The 12,193-nt window shown below is 31.1% G+C and carries 24 protein-coding genes; 9 read left to right on the forward strand and 15 right to left on the reverse strand.

Annotated elements, in window-relative coordinates; genetic code table 11:
• Positions 1–75 precede the first annotated feature (75 nt).
• Complete coding sequence (locus Nisw_RS00205) at positions 76–492, forward strand: hypothetical protein (protein WP_141975449.1); 417 nt, start codon at positions 76–78, stop codon at positions 490–492.
• An 89-nt stretch (positions 493–581) separates the two neighbouring features.
• Here the strand turns inward: Nisw_RS00205 and Nisw_RS00210 are convergent, their stop codons facing one another.
• Together Nisw_RS00210 and Nisw_RS00215 are read right to left on the reverse strand one after the other, a co-directional pair.
• A complete protein-coding gene (locus Nisw_RS00210) occupies positions 582–1,106 on the reverse strand; it encodes a hypothetical protein (RefSeq protein ID WP_141975451.1) in 525 nt (174 codons plus the stop codon).
• A gap of 22 nt (positions 1,107–1,128) precedes the next feature.
• Positions 1,129–1,359, reverse strand: a complete 231-nt coding sequence (locus Nisw_RS00215; protein WP_141975453.1) for a hypothetical protein — start codon at positions 1,357–1,359, stop codon at positions 1,129–1,131.
• 257 nt (positions 1,360–1,616) lie between these two features.
• On the opposite strand from Nisw_RS00215, the gene Nisw_RS08975 reads away from it, so the two are divergent.
• Positions 1,617–1,790 carry a hypothetical protein gene (locus Nisw_RS08975; protein ID WP_185736622.1) on the forward strand — a complete coding sequence of 58 codons (174 nt, stop codon included), beginning with the start codon at positions 1,617–1,619 and terminating at the stop codon, positions 1,788–1,790.
• Positions 1,791–1,812: 22 nt separating this feature from the next.
• Here the strand turns inward: Nisw_RS08975 and Nisw_RS00220 are convergent, their stop codons facing one another.
• Positions 1,813–2,163, reverse strand: a complete 351-nt coding sequence (locus Nisw_RS00220) for a hypothetical protein (RefSeq protein ID WP_141975455.1) — start codon at positions 2,161–2,163, stop codon at positions 1,813–1,815.
• 69 nt (positions 2,164–2,232) lie between these two features.
• Between Nisw_RS00220 and Nisw_RS00225 the strand changes: the two genes are divergently transcribed.
• Complete coding sequence (locus Nisw_RS00225; protein ID WP_141975457.1) at positions 2,233–2,469, forward strand: hypothetical protein; 237 nt, start codon at positions 2,233–2,235, stop codon at positions 2,467–2,469.
• Here Nisw_RS00225 and Nisw_RS09330 read toward each other — a convergent pair.
• The 7 genes from Nisw_RS09330 to Nisw_RS00245 form a co-directional block, all read right to left on the reverse strand.
• Positions 2,455–2,586 (reverse strand): hypothetical protein, encoded by a 132-nt coding sequence (locus tag Nisw_RS09330; RefSeq protein ID WP_255430783.1) that lies wholly within the window; start codon positions 2,584–2,586, stop codon positions 2,455–2,457. The genes Nisw_RS00225 and Nisw_RS09330 overlap by 15 nt on opposite strands.
• Positions 2,587–2,632: 46 nt before the next feature.
• Positions 2,633–2,791: a hypothetical protein gene (locus Nisw_RS08980; RefSeq protein ID WP_185736623.1), complete on the reverse strand. Its 159-nt coding sequence runs from the start codon at positions 2,789–2,791 to the stop codon at positions 2,633–2,635.
• A gap of 369 nt (positions 2,792–3,160) precedes the next feature.
• Complete coding sequence (locus tag Nisw_RS00230) at positions 3,161–3,622, reverse strand: hypothetical protein (protein WP_141975459.1); 462 nt, start codon at positions 3,620–3,622, stop codon at positions 3,161–3,163.
• A 450-nt stretch (positions 3,623–4,072) separates the two neighbouring features.
• Positions 4,073–4,222, reverse strand: coding sequence for a hypothetical protein (locus Nisw_RS08985; protein ID WP_185736624.1), 150 nt, complete (start codon positions 4,220–4,222; stop codon positions 4,073–4,075).
• Between the two features lie 123 nt (positions 4,223–4,345).
• Positions 4,346–4,681: a hypothetical protein gene (locus tag Nisw_RS00235; RefSeq protein WP_141975460.1), complete on the reverse strand. Its 336-nt coding sequence runs from the start codon at positions 4,679–4,681 to the stop codon at positions 4,346–4,348.
• Between the two features lie 34 nt (positions 4,682–4,715).
• Entirely contained in the window at positions 4,716–5,306 is a 591-nt protein-coding gene (locus Nisw_RS00240) for a hypothetical protein (RefSeq protein WP_141975462.1), read from the reverse strand.
• Positions 5,307–5,346: 40 nt separating this feature from the next.
• Positions 5,347–5,550 (reverse strand): hypothetical protein, encoded by a 204-nt coding sequence (locus Nisw_RS00245; RefSeq protein ID WP_141975464.1) that lies wholly within the window; start codon positions 5,548–5,550, stop codon positions 5,347–5,349.
• Positions 5,551–5,607: 57 nt separating this feature from the next.
• Here Nisw_RS00245 and Nisw_RS00250 point away from each other — a divergent pair, with 57 nt between their 5' ends.
• The 3 genes from Nisw_RS00250 to Nisw_RS08990 all read left to right on the forward strand — a co-directional run bounded on the left by Nisw_RS00250 (position 5,608) and on the right by Nisw_RS08990 (position 7,505).
• Positions 5,608–5,859 (forward strand): hypothetical protein, encoded by a 252-nt coding sequence (locus Nisw_RS00250; protein ID WP_141975466.1) that lies wholly within the window; start codon positions 5,608–5,610, stop codon positions 5,857–5,859.
• Positions 5,860–6,771: 912 nt separating this feature from the next.
• A complete protein-coding gene (locus tag Nisw_RS00260; RefSeq protein ID WP_185736625.1) occupies positions 6,772–7,305 on the forward strand; it encodes a hypothetical protein in 534 nt (177 codons plus the stop codon).
• A 56-nt stretch (positions 7,306–7,361) separates the two neighbouring features.
• Positions 7,362–7,505, forward strand: coding sequence for a hypothetical protein (locus tag Nisw_RS08990; protein ID WP_185736626.1), 144 nt, complete (start codon positions 7,362–7,364; stop codon positions 7,503–7,505).
• On the opposite strand, the gene Nisw_RS00265 is transcribed toward Nisw_RS08990, so the two are convergent.
• The 4 genes from Nisw_RS00265 to Nisw_RS00275 form a co-directional block, all read right to left on the reverse strand.
• Entirely contained in the window at positions 7,502–7,768 is a 267-nt protein-coding gene (locus tag Nisw_RS00265; protein WP_141975470.1) for a hypothetical protein, read from the reverse strand. The genes Nisw_RS08990 and Nisw_RS00265 overlap by 4 nt on opposite strands.
• Positions 7,769–7,855: 87 nt before the next feature.
• Complete coding sequence (locus Nisw_RS09335; RefSeq protein ID WP_255430784.1) at positions 7,856–7,984, reverse strand: hypothetical protein; 129 nt, start codon at positions 7,982–7,984, stop codon at positions 7,856–7,858.
• Positions 7,985–8,074: 90 nt separating this feature from the next.
• On the reverse strand, positions 8,075–8,320 hold the full coding sequence (locus tag Nisw_RS00270) for a hypothetical protein (protein ID WP_141975472.1): 246 nt from the start codon (positions 8,318–8,320) through the stop codon (positions 8,075–8,077).
• 63 nt (positions 8,321–8,383) lie between these two features.
• Complete coding sequence (locus Nisw_RS00275; protein WP_141975473.1) at positions 8,384–8,701, reverse strand: hypothetical protein; 318 nt, start codon at positions 8,699–8,701, stop codon at positions 8,384–8,386.
• A 94-nt stretch (positions 8,702–8,795) separates the two neighbouring features.
• Between Nisw_RS00275 and Nisw_RS00280 the strand changes: the two genes are divergently transcribed.
• The 3 genes from Nisw_RS00280 to Nisw_RS00290 all read left to right on the forward strand — a co-directional run bounded on the left by Nisw_RS00280 (position 8,796) and on the right by Nisw_RS00290 (position 11,237).
• Positions 8,796–10,481 carry a helicase C-terminal domain-containing protein gene (locus tag Nisw_RS00280; RefSeq protein ID WP_185736627.1) on the forward strand — a complete coding sequence of 562 codons (1,686 nt, stop codon included), beginning with the start codon at positions 8,796–8,798 and terminating at the stop codon, positions 10,479–10,481.
• Between the two features lie 91 nt (positions 10,482–10,572).
• Positions 10,573–10,926, forward strand: coding sequence for a hypothetical protein (locus Nisw_RS00285; protein ID WP_141975475.1), 354 nt, complete (start codon positions 10,573–10,575; stop codon positions 10,924–10,926).
• 125 nt (positions 10,927–11,051) lie between these two features.
• A complete protein-coding gene (locus Nisw_RS00290; RefSeq protein WP_141975477.1) occupies positions 11,052–11,237 on the forward strand; it encodes a hypothetical protein in 186 nt (61 codons plus the stop codon).
• A 695-nt stretch (positions 11,238–11,932) separates the two neighbouring features.
• On the opposite strand, the gene Nisw_RS09340 is transcribed toward Nisw_RS00290, so the two are convergent.
• The gene (locus tag Nisw_RS09340; protein WP_255430785.1) at positions 11,933–12,058 is read right to left on the reverse strand and encodes a hypothetical protein; all 126 of its coding nucleotides are present in this window, start codon (positions 12,056–12,058) and stop codon (positions 11,933–11,935) included.
• Between the last annotated feature and the right edge of the window lie 135 nt (positions 12,059–12,193).

Genomic DNA, 12,193 nt, shown 5'->3' on the forward strand with positions numbered 1-12,193 from the left:
TCATTTCATTTTAAGAATAATTTTATGTTTGAATTTAACCCTCTAGTTTAAATTCGCAGAATTTACAAAAAAACCATGTCTGAAAAATATCAAAATGATAATTTTGAATTATTTGAAAAAATAAACAAAAAATATTTTCTAGAATTGGAACAAAATGTACCTCATATTCAACAAACTTTGTTTGATTTGCAAAATGAATATTACAAATTATGGAAAAACTATGTTACTTCCCAACTATCTCTTCAAAAAGAATTTATTCACAAATCTGGTTTTGATTATTCCTTTCCTGGTAATGTAAAAGATATAATCGAAAACATGTCTGATGAGACAATAAAATTTCGTTCCATATTTCATAAAATGACAATTACAAATATTGAACAAGGTAAAAATTATGCAAAAACACTAAATGATAATTATAATACTTTTGTTGATTTAAACAGAAAAATACTTCAAAATTCGATTTCACTGTTCAAAACAAACCAAGGGGATTAATATGAAAAAATCCACGATTGGCGTTATTTTAATCGGTGTGTCTATAGTTGTTTTTTATGGTGTTATGGCTCTATTGTGGAATCTCTAGTTTAGATTTTTGATAAAATCTTCTTTTTTGTATCTTGAAATTCCTTTGCTGTGATTAATCCTTGTTTTTTTAATTTTCCAAGTTTTTCCAATTCTTCAAGATGTTTTTGTGTAGGTGTCCTTAGTTTCTTTGAAATTTGCTTTTTAACTGCGTTTGATTTTGTAGATTTTTTGAGTTTGGTAGTAAGTTTTGCTCTCTCCTTTGATATTATTTGGCCGATCTCAAATCCTTTCTTTTTTGCGTGCTTGATAATTTCATCTGATTTTTGTTTAGTTACATCATCAACAAGTTTGTGACTTTTTGCCATTTTACCTAATTCTTGGGTTTTCTTACGTGCTAACCTACCTTGAAATTTTAAATCCTTGATAATCTCACTTTTTGTCTTTTTCTTAAAACGTCTTGTGTACTCTTCAATTACTAGGATTGGGAATGGGCTATACTCTACATCCAAATAATATCTGATAATTGTATCATCTGGTAATTTTTTTAGATATTCTTTTATTGATTTTTCTGATTTTAGTATCATACTTTTTTGTTAATTCATTCTCTTAAAAAGATTGATTTGATGATTGTGTCTCAAATCTGTTTTCTTGGTATTCTTCATCATAGATTTTTCTGATTTTGTTTTCATCAAATAACTTATCTAGAATTTCTTCGATTTCTTCTTCCACTATGCCAAACCTTCTGTGAATGTGTCTAATTGCAGTTGTTTCACTAATTTCTGATCTGTTTTTGATATACTCAAAAATTCTTTCTGTGGTATCAGTATCTTTACTCACAATTACTCATTACGTGAATGTTATTTTAAAATTAGTATCCGGAAATCAATGTACATTCCATAGAACAGATATTTGAATTTGTGTTGAAATTTTTTCCACAAACTTTACAGTTTTTTTCCATGATAAGTTTTAGAAAAATTTTCTATTAAATGCTTTGAAAATTAGTCCCTTCTAATTAGTGGTAACTAATTAGCATGACCTAATTAGTCTGTTCTAATTTTACCATGGTTTAAATCCATTTTCAACAAAAAAGTTCTATGAAAGATCTTTCTTGTAGGAAATGTGGCGAACAATTACAAGTGTACAAGAAATGCAGTGTTTGTTTTAAACCAAATCAATTCACATGTGGAAAACTTGGACATACTACTGATGAAGAAATTCATTTGCAATGTTTGATGATGCACATGGATCATAGAATTCTTTCAAACTAGACTGAAAATTTTGATTCTAGAATTATTCATTCCAGATGGGCTGTGATTTTAACCATGCAATCAAGTCTCTGTACAACTTGCTTTTACGCATATTTAGTACTCCAATCTCAAGATTAGTTGAGGATTTTACTGTCTTAGTATAGTTTTCATACTTTGCAAAAATGATTTTGTCAAGATACATTTCATTTTGCATCTCTTTTTTGGCCAATTCTTCTGACTCTGTCATTGCAAAACTGGCAAAAAGTACTCCATCTGCCCAATACGCGTTAGCAGATTCTAGTGAAGACATCATACCAATCAGATCGTCTAAATCTAACTTGATCATATCTCTGACATAGATTTTGTCATATGGTTTGTGGACAAATTCTGTCATATGGTGAATGATTAGTGTAGTTTAATGAATATTTGGAAATTTTATAACTGGTTTTTGATTAATTAATTCATGACTGATAATCCTTCAGATTTTTCTGAACATGAATTATTTGTGACAGAGTTTCCAAAACAAGGATATGGCATAATTGATTATCTTCAAGGACGTGTCCATTTTGCATTACTTGATCAAATGAAACTCATGCATACTTCAGGTATGACTCAAGATCAGATTAAAGAGACAATATTGCTACGTGTGACTGAAATCATTGAAAATTTTGAGCCTCAAAAAGAGTCAAAAAGTTCTTGATTCCATCTTTACAGAATCTGCCATGATAATTTTGTGACATTTACAATAGCAGTTAGTGTGAGGCATATCGTTGTCCATTCTATATTGACATTCTTTGGTGTGTTCTAGTACTGACAATTTTTAATTCACCTATTTTTAATCTAGATATTACTTAAGAACTACATTAGTTTGATGTTTTTTTATATTCAAAATACTCTTGTATCTCACTGTTGAGTTTTTTCATCAAAAATTCATCAGTAAAATCTGATTTTTTTAACAAATCCCATGTTTCTTGAATTCCTTGTTTTAAAACAAATAATGTTCTCTTATCGTCACAGTGCATGTCTTTATTTTTTTGATTGTTGAATTTATGTATTAAAATGAAAAAACACTCCTTAGATTTTTCTAAGGAGTTTCATCTATGCTTCTTGTTTTTTTGCACTAGCAGTATGTACTGCATGTGAATCCAGGCATGTTACTCCTCAGATATTAGCCATGAAAGACCAATTGCTTCTTCCCATGATGGACTGTAATTGTTATTATTCATGATTTGATATTGGATATTTTCTATTTAACAAGAATGAACGATTCATCAGTATCAAAAATATGAACAAATCAATAGTTATTCTTTATATTGAATTCTCATAATTATTGTTACCCGACCATAGATGGTATGATTCAAATTTATTTTGAATCCTACCATTTCTTTATTTTACAAAGTTGACATTTTTTCATAGTAAAATTCTTGTTTTTTCAAATCTTTTTCATTGATAATTCTAAATTTTCTGATTGGGATGAGTTTTGATACTTCTTCATATGTGGTTATGTCTATGGCATCTGCTGCAAAAGCAATTTGTAAAAGTGGCGCCTTTTCTTCTATGACTGGTTTTACTTGATTATATCCACTGCTTTGCCTCATTCCTGTCCTAAACAATCCGATATGTTTGTCCGTCTTTGAAACTTGCGGATCTTGATAGCAGCATATTGCAAATTCATCTTCTTCTTTTTCAATAATTGTTAATCTTGTAAATTTCTCACTCCAGTTTTCAATATTCTTTGAAATTTCTACTGCCTCATCTTTATCTTCAAAAACGATTGAAACTACTATTCTGTCTTTTTCATGTGCCCACGAAATACCGTAAAAATTTTTTCTCCAGTCAATCTCGAATGACATAAAATCATTAAAAAAATCTCACATTAATTCTTTCTAATGGAATTAAACGAATAGATCTAAAGTTAATTTTTTTGTATTGTGGATACAAAAATAATTTTCTTAGAAAACAAAAAGAGAATCAAGGTGTGATTCTCAATGAAGATATTTCACACTCACAGGCTTCTCTTTTACCACAATATGGACAGTTGCAGTCACAATATAGTAATGCAACTCCGCATGTTGTACATTTGGTATACTCTGCAAAATCTTCTTTCATAATGTGTAAATGCAGTACAAAATTGATAAATTACCTGCTTGTTATTCTGTAAATTAGTTTCAAATATGATTTTATTTTAAACAAATGTTTAGAAATCATTTGTTTGTTTTTTTATATTTTGAATCCATACTAGTAGTAACGTCTTCGATTAGTGGTCTAGGCATGCTATAAACGGCCACTATTCCAAGACGTTGTTAGTCTCTTTTTTTCAATAACGCTTCTTCTGGTGTTTTTTCCTTATTTGATTCCCAATGCCAACTGTGGTGTTTTTTCCAATGTTTTTCTAGTTCTTTTGTTGTTGGCTCTTTTCCTAAAGGTGTACCACATAATTTACACTGTATCATTTTTCTTGTTCTCTTCTTTCTTCTTTTTTGGTTTTATAATTGGATGACACTGTGCAGGTAAATTCTCATCATCCATGTTACCATGAATTGATTCTTGAAAATAAGTATTTGTTTAGAATATTTTTATGATGTTTTTGATTTTTTCTTTTTAAAATTATTTGATTTTTGTCTTTTTCTATTTTGCTCTGAATTCATTATAGAATACATTTGACCTGTTTTACATAATTTCATTTCTCCTGAGATGTCATCGTGGACTGATTCTATTTTCCCACTTGATAATAACTCTCCAACAATATCCCATGCTTTACTTTCAGATATTTCAAACTTGTATGGAATTGTTGTGACTTTGGTAAAATAGCCATTCTCAGAATTTCTTAAAATGAACTTTTCAATTTTTTGTTCAGTAGTCAGTGAAGGTCCTTTCTTTGAAAATTTTCTATAGGGTCTTCTTTCTGACATGTTTACTCAAAATATAATCTAGTATTTTAGATAATCATTTTGCATTAATTGTATCTGGATCATTATTTCCTGGCAAATATTTGTCTCCTAGAACACTTTTCATTTTTTCATCAAACTCCTCTTGAAGTCTAGTTAGATACATTTCAGCTTCAGTCTCATCTTCTGGAATACCTGTATCTGTATCATAATTGAAACCTGTGGCTAAATGGTAAAACTCTTCAAAGAATTCCTTACAATCAATCACATCTGCATCTGAATCAATTGATACTACAAAACATTCATTTTCAATTCTGAAATTCAAACAAATCTCTTCTTCAATCATCACATCGGCCATAACTGCCATGAGGTAAGGGATGTATTTCTCGTCAATCTTTCTATCATTTTTGTTTGAAATCCATAATTCTTCCCCCTCTAACATATTGTCAAATGTTCTGACTACCATATCACGTATTTCTGAGTCTGTGTGGGCTGATTTTGATTTCCACAATCTCTCATCATATTCTTGAGGCTTTACATAGATAGCATCAAACCTCAAATCTTCATTTAGTTGATCAAATTCCCAGACTTGTTTGTTAGTCCACATTGGAGAATACTTCTTGATTAATTCTCTTGTAGTTTGGTTCAATAGTTGCTTCTGATTTTTCTATTGTTTAATCTTAACTGGGCTATTGAATCCCTGATTTTAGATACTCAATAGTACATTCTGCAAGCTCTTTGTCTGAATGTTTTTTTATGTCATGTTTACAATTGGGGCATATTCCTTCTTGTTCCTCATTAAATTCATCTCCTACTTGTTTCATACAACATTCCATCAATTCTGATGTGGAATGAGACTCCATAGATAGTTTACATGTAGGACACTCTGTCATGTTTCTGTGAATCATCAATTGTTAATAAATTATATTTAATTTTAAAAATTGCATTTTATGGAGCCACAAAAATTTCAAAATCAAATTAGATGTATTTGTGATGATGATGTTACTTTTGAAGTTATAGATGAGATAGAATGTGATTGGGGCTCTCATGTGGTTATACAATGTCCTAAATGTCAAGAGTTGTTCTCAATTGATAACTCGTGTCCTGCATTTCATGATGTTTTAGATTTGGAACAAAATAATTTTGAATTATTTTCTGACAAAGAAAAATTTGATTATGTCTCAAATTCTCACCCTGATTAATTGGCCACAGATAAAAGTTGATAATCAATGCCGTGATGCGTTTGTGCGATTATCAACTATCCAGCTACACCTATGGCAATACATTATTTCAAAAAATCTTGATAAAATAAAAAAACAATGTAAAAGTTGATCTTTCTAATTAAAAAAACTACTCTAGCTAACTGAACAAAAGAATGAATCCTGCCGCTAATGCTGCAATTGATATGCCCATCCACATGTAAAATTTACTATTCATCAAAAATTATTGGAATTATCTGAAATTAATAGTTTGGATTTGGAAAGCAAGCAAGTTTGATATCTTTTTTGCATCGACTCTTTGGGAGTTACGGCCAGATATCAAACAGGCAATCATCTTGCTTCCAATATTTGTAATGATTAGTATTTTCAAAAATTCTTAAAATAAAATGTGTCTTGTATTTTGATCAAAATGGGTTGAAAAAATGATCCATTTCTTAATTCTCACATATTTTGAGCCTAGTGAATCTTGAATGTGTGTTCAAAAATCACATACAATTTCTTTTAGTCTAAACTATGCTAGATATGTCGAGTCATCTGTTTGACGGCATTCCTACGTTTGCCTTAACCGATCATTCCCTAGAATAATTAGCCGTCAAACACACTCTTTTTAACAAAATATTTTTCAATTCTAAAATTCAATATTCTATGTTTGCTAATCACGTGCAAAGGTATCCAAAAAAATGGAAAATATGAAAAATGCCCTTTTATTTTTGATGGAGATTGGGGAGATTCTGAGCTAATTGAGCATCAAAATTCTCACAAATCCCTAGAGTCACAAAATTATTCTTGGTTAGGCTTTGACACATCACAACCTATTGGCAAATTCAGTGGACGTGATGGGAAACAGCCCTAATCACAATCTAATTATTCTGAAATTCTCAAATTATCAAGATAATGGCTGAAACTGAGATTCTTTCTTGGACTAAAAATTACTCTTTGAAATGGTCTGATTTTCAAGCAGAACATAATCCTGCATCCTATGAGGATTCTCATAGTGTGATAAAGTATGGGTTCACTTGGACTGTTGATTCTGAAAAAATTGGAAGTGATATTTTATTTCTCATAAAAAACATTCAGATTTCTGTTGAATTTTGTCCTTTATTATCTTCAGTTAGACCTTCTGAAACAAATGATCAACTCCTAAAATATGAACAAGGACGATTTGATTTAGCAGAATTGGTAAAACGTGAAAACATATCTAACATACAAATGAAATTTGAGGGAAAAACATTTCCTACACGTGGAAAAAATGAAGAACAAAGAAAACAACTTGCAAAAGAGGATTCTGGAAAAATGATTGCCAAAGAAATTGAAAAATTACAAGATATTTTAGAAAAAAGACTCCGTGAATATGATGAATCTACCGATTATGGAAACAATTTAGAAAAACTGTCTGAATATGATTTGAAATTTGAACAATTAAAATGACAGATGCCTTGCACTGCGGTCTCTTTTTTTATTAACTCTTAATTATTCCAAAAATCATGAAGACTGCCAAACTACCTAAATTCAATTGGGGTGAAGTATCAGAACTTAATTCTGGTCATACTTCGGAAGAATGGGGAATCAATACAAAAAAATCATTACCTAAAACATTTGTTGCCTACACCGTATCTTGGGATGACTAGTGTTGCTTCTCAAAAATTTTATTTTCTTGAATTGAATTGATGTAATTTACTAAACTTCGATAGTATTTTAGATGAAAATCTATGTCTCTGATTTCTGTTTGTTTCAACTCTTCTAACTCTGGTCCAAAATCTCTTTTATCTGATTGAATTTGATTAAGAGTATTTTCATTAACTTCGATCATGTGAAACAAACTATGAAGAACTTCCCCTTTTGTTAGTGTTCTATCACATGATTTTCGTAATAGTGCTTCTACCCAGTCCATATAATTTTGGAACCAAGTTGTTATATCACCACCTAAATGTGATTATTTCTTACCTTTACTCTATTTTTTTTAATTGAGGCTGAAAAACTATTTTTTTGTTTTCTTCTTTCTATCCATTATTTCCTTGTTTCTTTCAGCGTCTGAATGGACTTCTACATGGTCGTATAGTGCCTCTTTTGAGTCAAAAATCTGTTCACAATAGTAACATTGATGCATTGCTAAATTACTGCAGTCTCAGATTAATTGTTTTCTCCAATCCTAGGTATGAATTGTGGCTAGCAATAAAATAAAAAGAAACTTGGTGGTTTATCCACCGGATTCGTATGCTGCTCTAACTTCAGCTGCTCTGTCGCCAAATGGGTCTTCATGCCATTGTTCTTTATTCAACTGAACCATTCCTGTGTCAGATGAAAATGCACCTTGTTCTGCAGCGGGTGCAAGTACTGCGTCATCTCTAAGATAATTTTCTTGGTTATCATGTGCATAGACCATAATTCCGGCCAATGCTGCTACGCCAACTGCAATACCTGCATAAATCATTGCGTTTCCCATGTTAGGATTCTCATATTTTTTCTATTAATCCAGTAGGTCTTCAGTGCAATGCAGTGAAAGAATTTAATGTGTTTCTACTTTGATCTCAGAATTACATGAAGGCAATTCATTTGTCTCATTTCTAAATTGCTCAATTATTTGTAATTGCAATTCCTTTGGATTGTCTGCAAATACCCTCTGATAAAATTGGGTTTTTTGCATACATTCATTGTCTTCAAATTCTGTATCTACATACTTTGTAAATGTCTCTTCGAGATTATTGGTTTCTCCAATGTATATCGGATGTTTACTTCTATTGTATAGCACATATACTCCTGGATTTGGTTTGACAAATTTTGCACTCTCTAACCAAACTCTCATCTTATCATCAAGTAATTCCATGATCTATTGATGTAATTACTAGATATTAAACTAGATTACAATAATTTTGATATTACAAGAACCTTCATGCTTTTAATATAAAGGAAAATCAAGGTTGATCCTGTCCCTTTTAGAAAAATTCCCTGAACAATTTACCCCTAGAGATATCCAAAAAGAAATCATTGCAGATATTGAAGAACAATTTAGGTCTGGATACAAAAAAATTGTTTTGTGTGCGCCTACAGGTGTTGGAAAATCTTTAGTAGGTGCAACTGTTTCAAAATACTTTGATAGTTCCTTTACTGTAACTGCATCTAAACATCTTCAAGATCAATACATCAAAGACATCCCGTTTCTAAAATCAGTTAAAGGAAAACAAAATTTCCCTTGTTTGAAGTTAATGTCTGCTGAAAAAGTCGATAACTCTAGGAGGGCTATGCGGTGGGGTCTTACTTGTGAAAAAGGAGAATGTCTTGAACGTACCAGTAAAAACGGCAAAGAAGTTATTGAGACTTGCAAATTCAAGCCTACAATAAAACAAGTTGAGGAAAATACTCAGGATTCTAATTCATGTCACTACTATCTTCAAAAATATGATGCACTAGTTTCAAAACATTCTCTATGGAATTACCATGCTTTTTTCCAAATTATGAAATTTAATAAAAAATTGTTTGAAGATTATTTGGATAGAAAAGTATCTGTTTTTGATGAGGCTCACAAAATTGAAGATCAAATCATTCAATTTGTAGGGTTTGACATATTTGCTGGGCAGGTTGATGAATGTAATCTCAATCCCGACAAATATGATTTTACAGATTTAGATTCTATGATTTCTTTAACTGATGATATTGCATATTCTTATGCAAAAAAAATTAAGGACATTAAGGAAAGCCCTACATTTGAAAATGATCCTGATTATGAATTGATTTCAAGATTGGAACGACGTTATGATAGAGCAGCTCAGGCAAAAATTGACATTGCAAATGATAAAGATAATTTTGTTGTAAATGATCCTATCCGTGATTTGAATGGTAATTTTAGAACAATATCTGTAAAACCTATTGATGTTTCAAAATTTGCAAATGAATTTTTTGAAACAGAATATCAAATTTTCATGTCAGCTACAATCGACAAACAAAGTTTTTGTGAAAATATGGGTTTGAATAAAGATGAGGTTGCATTTGTGGATGCACCAAAATCTCCATTTCCAATTGAAAATAGAAGAATTGATTTGTTAAACATTAGAAGACTAAGTTATGGTTCCACAGAAGAAGATGAATTAGAAGTAATCAAAACAATTGATCGAATTCTAGATGAGCATTCTAATGAACGTGGATTGATTCTGACTTCTTCTATTCCTCGATGTCAAAAAATTCTGAGATTCCTTTCTCCAAAAAATACTAGAAGAATTAGAATTTGTCATAGTAAGAACAAAGATGGAAAAACTCAAGATGAAATAATATCTGAACATGCCTCAGATCCTACTGGTGTTTTACTTTCCTCTTCCCTTTGGGAGGGTGTTGATCTAAAAGATGATCTTTCTCGTTTTCAAATCATTGCCAAGGTTCCATACCCTAACTACAAAGAAAAGAGAACAAAGGCTAAGATGGATAAATTCCCTCTTTGGTATACTTCTCAAACTTTGACAAAATTACTTCAGGGATTTGGACGCTCTATTCGTAGTGAGGATGACTGGGCTAGAACATATGTTCTTGATGCTGCTGCAAACAACGTCTTTTTCAAGGCACAACAGATGATTCCAAAATCGTATTATGATGTTTTAGGAATAGAAAACACATAGTTGATCAAAACCTATTTTTTATTTTCATGAAATTTGTAAGGATGAACATCATTGGAAAACATATATCCAGATTTGATTTTAGATTAGCTAAATGGATAGAATTGCATTAATCGATGGATTTGAACAAGACAAGGTCAGAGAGACACTTGATGTAATGCTTCGAGATAAAGAGAATGAATTTCGAGAACTTGCAAAAACACTAAACATTCCAACAAATACGGATGATTGGCAAGTGATCGTTTTGAAATTCTGTTTAGACTTTGAGGAATGTCTCACTATTTGGACAGATTCTGTTGAACCAAACTCTATCAAAAATGCAAAATGTATGACAATAATGCGAGAACTTGCAAAGGGTAAGGAAAATTTCTCTGAAATTATCAACATGCAAAACGTGGCTCAAACTCTATTCTCAGAATTTCATGAAACATACAAGAGATTGTCCTAAGGATAATTCATACTATCAAAGAGTTTAGAATCTAAGGATTCCAGGCTGTTCAGTGTGGAAAGTATGATATCAAGTAATCCTAAATGTAGCATCATTTTTTACAAGTAAAGCCGTAATCATAGTGTATGGTTTTACTTTGGATAGGAATTGCAGTAGGAGTTCTAATTGCAGTAATATTGATTGTAAAAGTTGTAAAGACTTCTTCTCGTGACATAGTGGGAATAGAATTACAATGTAACAAGTGTGGTTACAAGACAAATGGAATGAAATGCCCAAAATGTGGGAATAAACCTCAAACTTTTGGAGTTTAGAATCTAAGTGCTCTTTATGTATAATGAACTGCTAATTACATTATGACAAAAGAAGAAAAAGAAAAAATCTTTGAAGAAGTTATTTTAGGTCTTAGAAAAAAATTCACTGATTATGATAAAGAATACCTAGAGGAAAAGTATCGAAGACTACCTTTAGACTAGAGTTTAGAATCTAATCGATTGCAACAACGACAACTATCATAAGAATACTTACTCCGATGGCTAAAATGGCTAATTTACTATTTTTACTCCAACCTTCTTTAACAGTAATTTTCATGATTGTATACTAACCTAGTCCATTTTAAACAATATTGTATATCCACTTAATGCCATTATGCAATATGTTAGGGTGTGACACAGAGGCTTTTGCCAAAGTCATGTATTACCACTTTGAAGATGGAATGAAAAGACCGTTTTGCAAGGAAATAATGCGATACTGCATGAACCATGCTATACAGATTTCACAAGATGATTCAACTATTAGGATCCAGGTTTTGAATTAGTTTAGAATCTAAGGAGTATCGTACACTTTTTTCATTTGTGGCAATCGCAACTACAGCTATTTGGAATACATTTGTGATTAAGACAGTCCTTGCATCCTTTACTTCGTCCACTTTTTACCCTTAACCATTCTTTGTCCATTCTAATCCTTGTTCACAATTTCATAAAACAGGAATAAAAATCGCGTGTTGAATCTAGTCTTCGGATTCTTCAAATTCCTCGTCTTGTTCATACCCATCTTTTAGTTCTAGTTGATGGTCTTCTTCTTTCATTTCTTCTTGTTCAACTTTTTTCCATTCTTTTTCTTTGTCTTCAGACATGAATTGCAAAATGCATTTTTGACATATTAACAGATTCTTTATTTTCAGATTTGATTTTCTTGATCGATATTATTTTGATTCTCTTTGTTAGATTTTGACACAAAAAAATGCATGTCTAACACATTAGCAGAAATC

The sequence above is a fragment of the Candidatus Nitrosopumilus sp. SW genome (assembly GCF_006740685.1).
Lineage (GTDB): Archaea > Thermoproteota > Nitrososphaeria > Nitrososphaerales > Nitrosopumilaceae > Nitrosopumilus.

What these genes read in the sequence shown, in the direction of transcription:
- Nisw_RS00265 (WP_141975470.1), bottom strand. Translation starts at nt 7,768, where the DNA reads ATGGACTGGGTAGAAGCACTATTACGAAAATCATGTGATAGAACACTA.
- Nisw_RS00250 (WP_141975466.1), top strand. Translation starts at nt 5,608, where the DNA reads ATGGAGCCACAAAAATTTCAAAATCAAATTAGATGTATTTGTGATGAT.
- Nisw_RS08975 (WP_185736622.1), top strand. Translation starts at nt 1,617, where the DNA reads ATGAAAGATCTTTCTTGTAGGAAATGTGGCGAACAATTACAAGTGTAC.
- Nisw_RS00220 (WP_141975455.1), bottom strand. Translation starts at nt 2,163, where the DNA reads ATGACAGAATTTGTCCACAAACCATATGACAAAATCTATGTCAGAGAT.
- Nisw_RS00270 (WP_141975472.1), bottom strand. Translation starts at nt 8,320, where the DNA reads ATGGGAAACGCAATGATTTATGCAGGTATTGCAGTTGGCGTAGCAGCA.
- Nisw_RS00230 (WP_141975459.1), bottom strand. Translation starts at nt 3,622, where the DNA reads ATGTCATTCGAGATTGACTGGAGAAAAAATTTTTACGGTATTTCGTGG.
- Nisw_RS00225 (WP_141975457.1), top strand. Translation starts at nt 2,233, where the DNA reads ATGACTGATAATCCTTCAGATTTTTCTGAACATGAATTATTTGTGACA.
- Nisw_RS08985 (WP_185736624.1), bottom strand. Translation starts at nt 4,222, where the DNA reads ATGATACAGTGTAAATTATGTGGTACACCTTTAGGAAAAGAGCCAACA.
- Nisw_RS00275 (WP_141975473.1), bottom strand. Translation starts at nt 8,701, where the DNA reads ATGGAATTACTTGATGATAAGATGAGAGTTTGGTTAGAGAGTGCAAAA.
- Nisw_RS09340 (WP_255430785.1), bottom strand. Translation starts at nt 12,058, where the DNA reads ATGTCTGAAGACAAAGAAAAAGAATGGAAAAAAGTTGAACAAGAAGAA.
- Nisw_RS00285 (WP_141975475.1), top strand. Translation starts at nt 10,573, where the DNA reads ATGGATAGAATTGCATTAATCGATGGATTTGAACAAGACAAGGTCAGA.
- Nisw_RS00260 (WP_185736625.1), top strand. Translation starts at nt 6,772, where the DNA reads ATGGCTGAAACTGAGATTCTTTCTTGGACTAAAAATTACTCTTTGAAA.
- Nisw_RS00235 (WP_141975460.1), bottom strand. Translation starts at nt 4,681, where the DNA reads ATGTCAGAAAGAAGACCCTATAGAAAATTTTCAAAGAAAGGACCTTCA.
- Nisw_RS08980 (WP_185736623.1), bottom strand. Translation starts at nt 2,791, where the DNA reads ATGCACTGTGACGATAAGAGAACATTATTTGTTTTAAAACAAGGAATT.
- Nisw_RS09335 (WP_255430784.1), bottom strand. Translation starts at nt 7,984, where the DNA reads ATGCATCAATGTTACTATTGTGAACAGATTTTTGACTCAAAAGAGGCA.
- Nisw_RS00210 (WP_141975451.1), bottom strand. Translation starts at nt 1,106, where the DNA reads ATGATACTAAAATCAGAAAAATCAATAAAAGAATATCTAAAAAAATTA.
- Nisw_RS00205 (WP_141975449.1), top strand. Translation starts at nt 76, where the DNA reads ATGTCTGAAAAATATCAAAATGATAATTTTGAATTATTTGAAAAAATA.
- Nisw_RS00245 (WP_141975464.1), bottom strand. Translation starts at nt 5,550, where the DNA reads ATGACAGAGTGTCCTACATGTAAACTATCTATGGAGTCTCATTCCACA.
- Nisw_RS00290 (WP_141975477.1), top strand. Translation starts at nt 11,052, where the DNA reads ATGGTTTTACTTTGGATAGGAATTGCAGTAGGAGTTCTAATTGCAGTA.
- Nisw_RS08990 (WP_185736626.1), top strand. Translation starts at nt 7,362, where the DNA reads ATGAAGACTGCCAAACTACCTAAATTCAATTGGGGTGAAGTATCAGAA.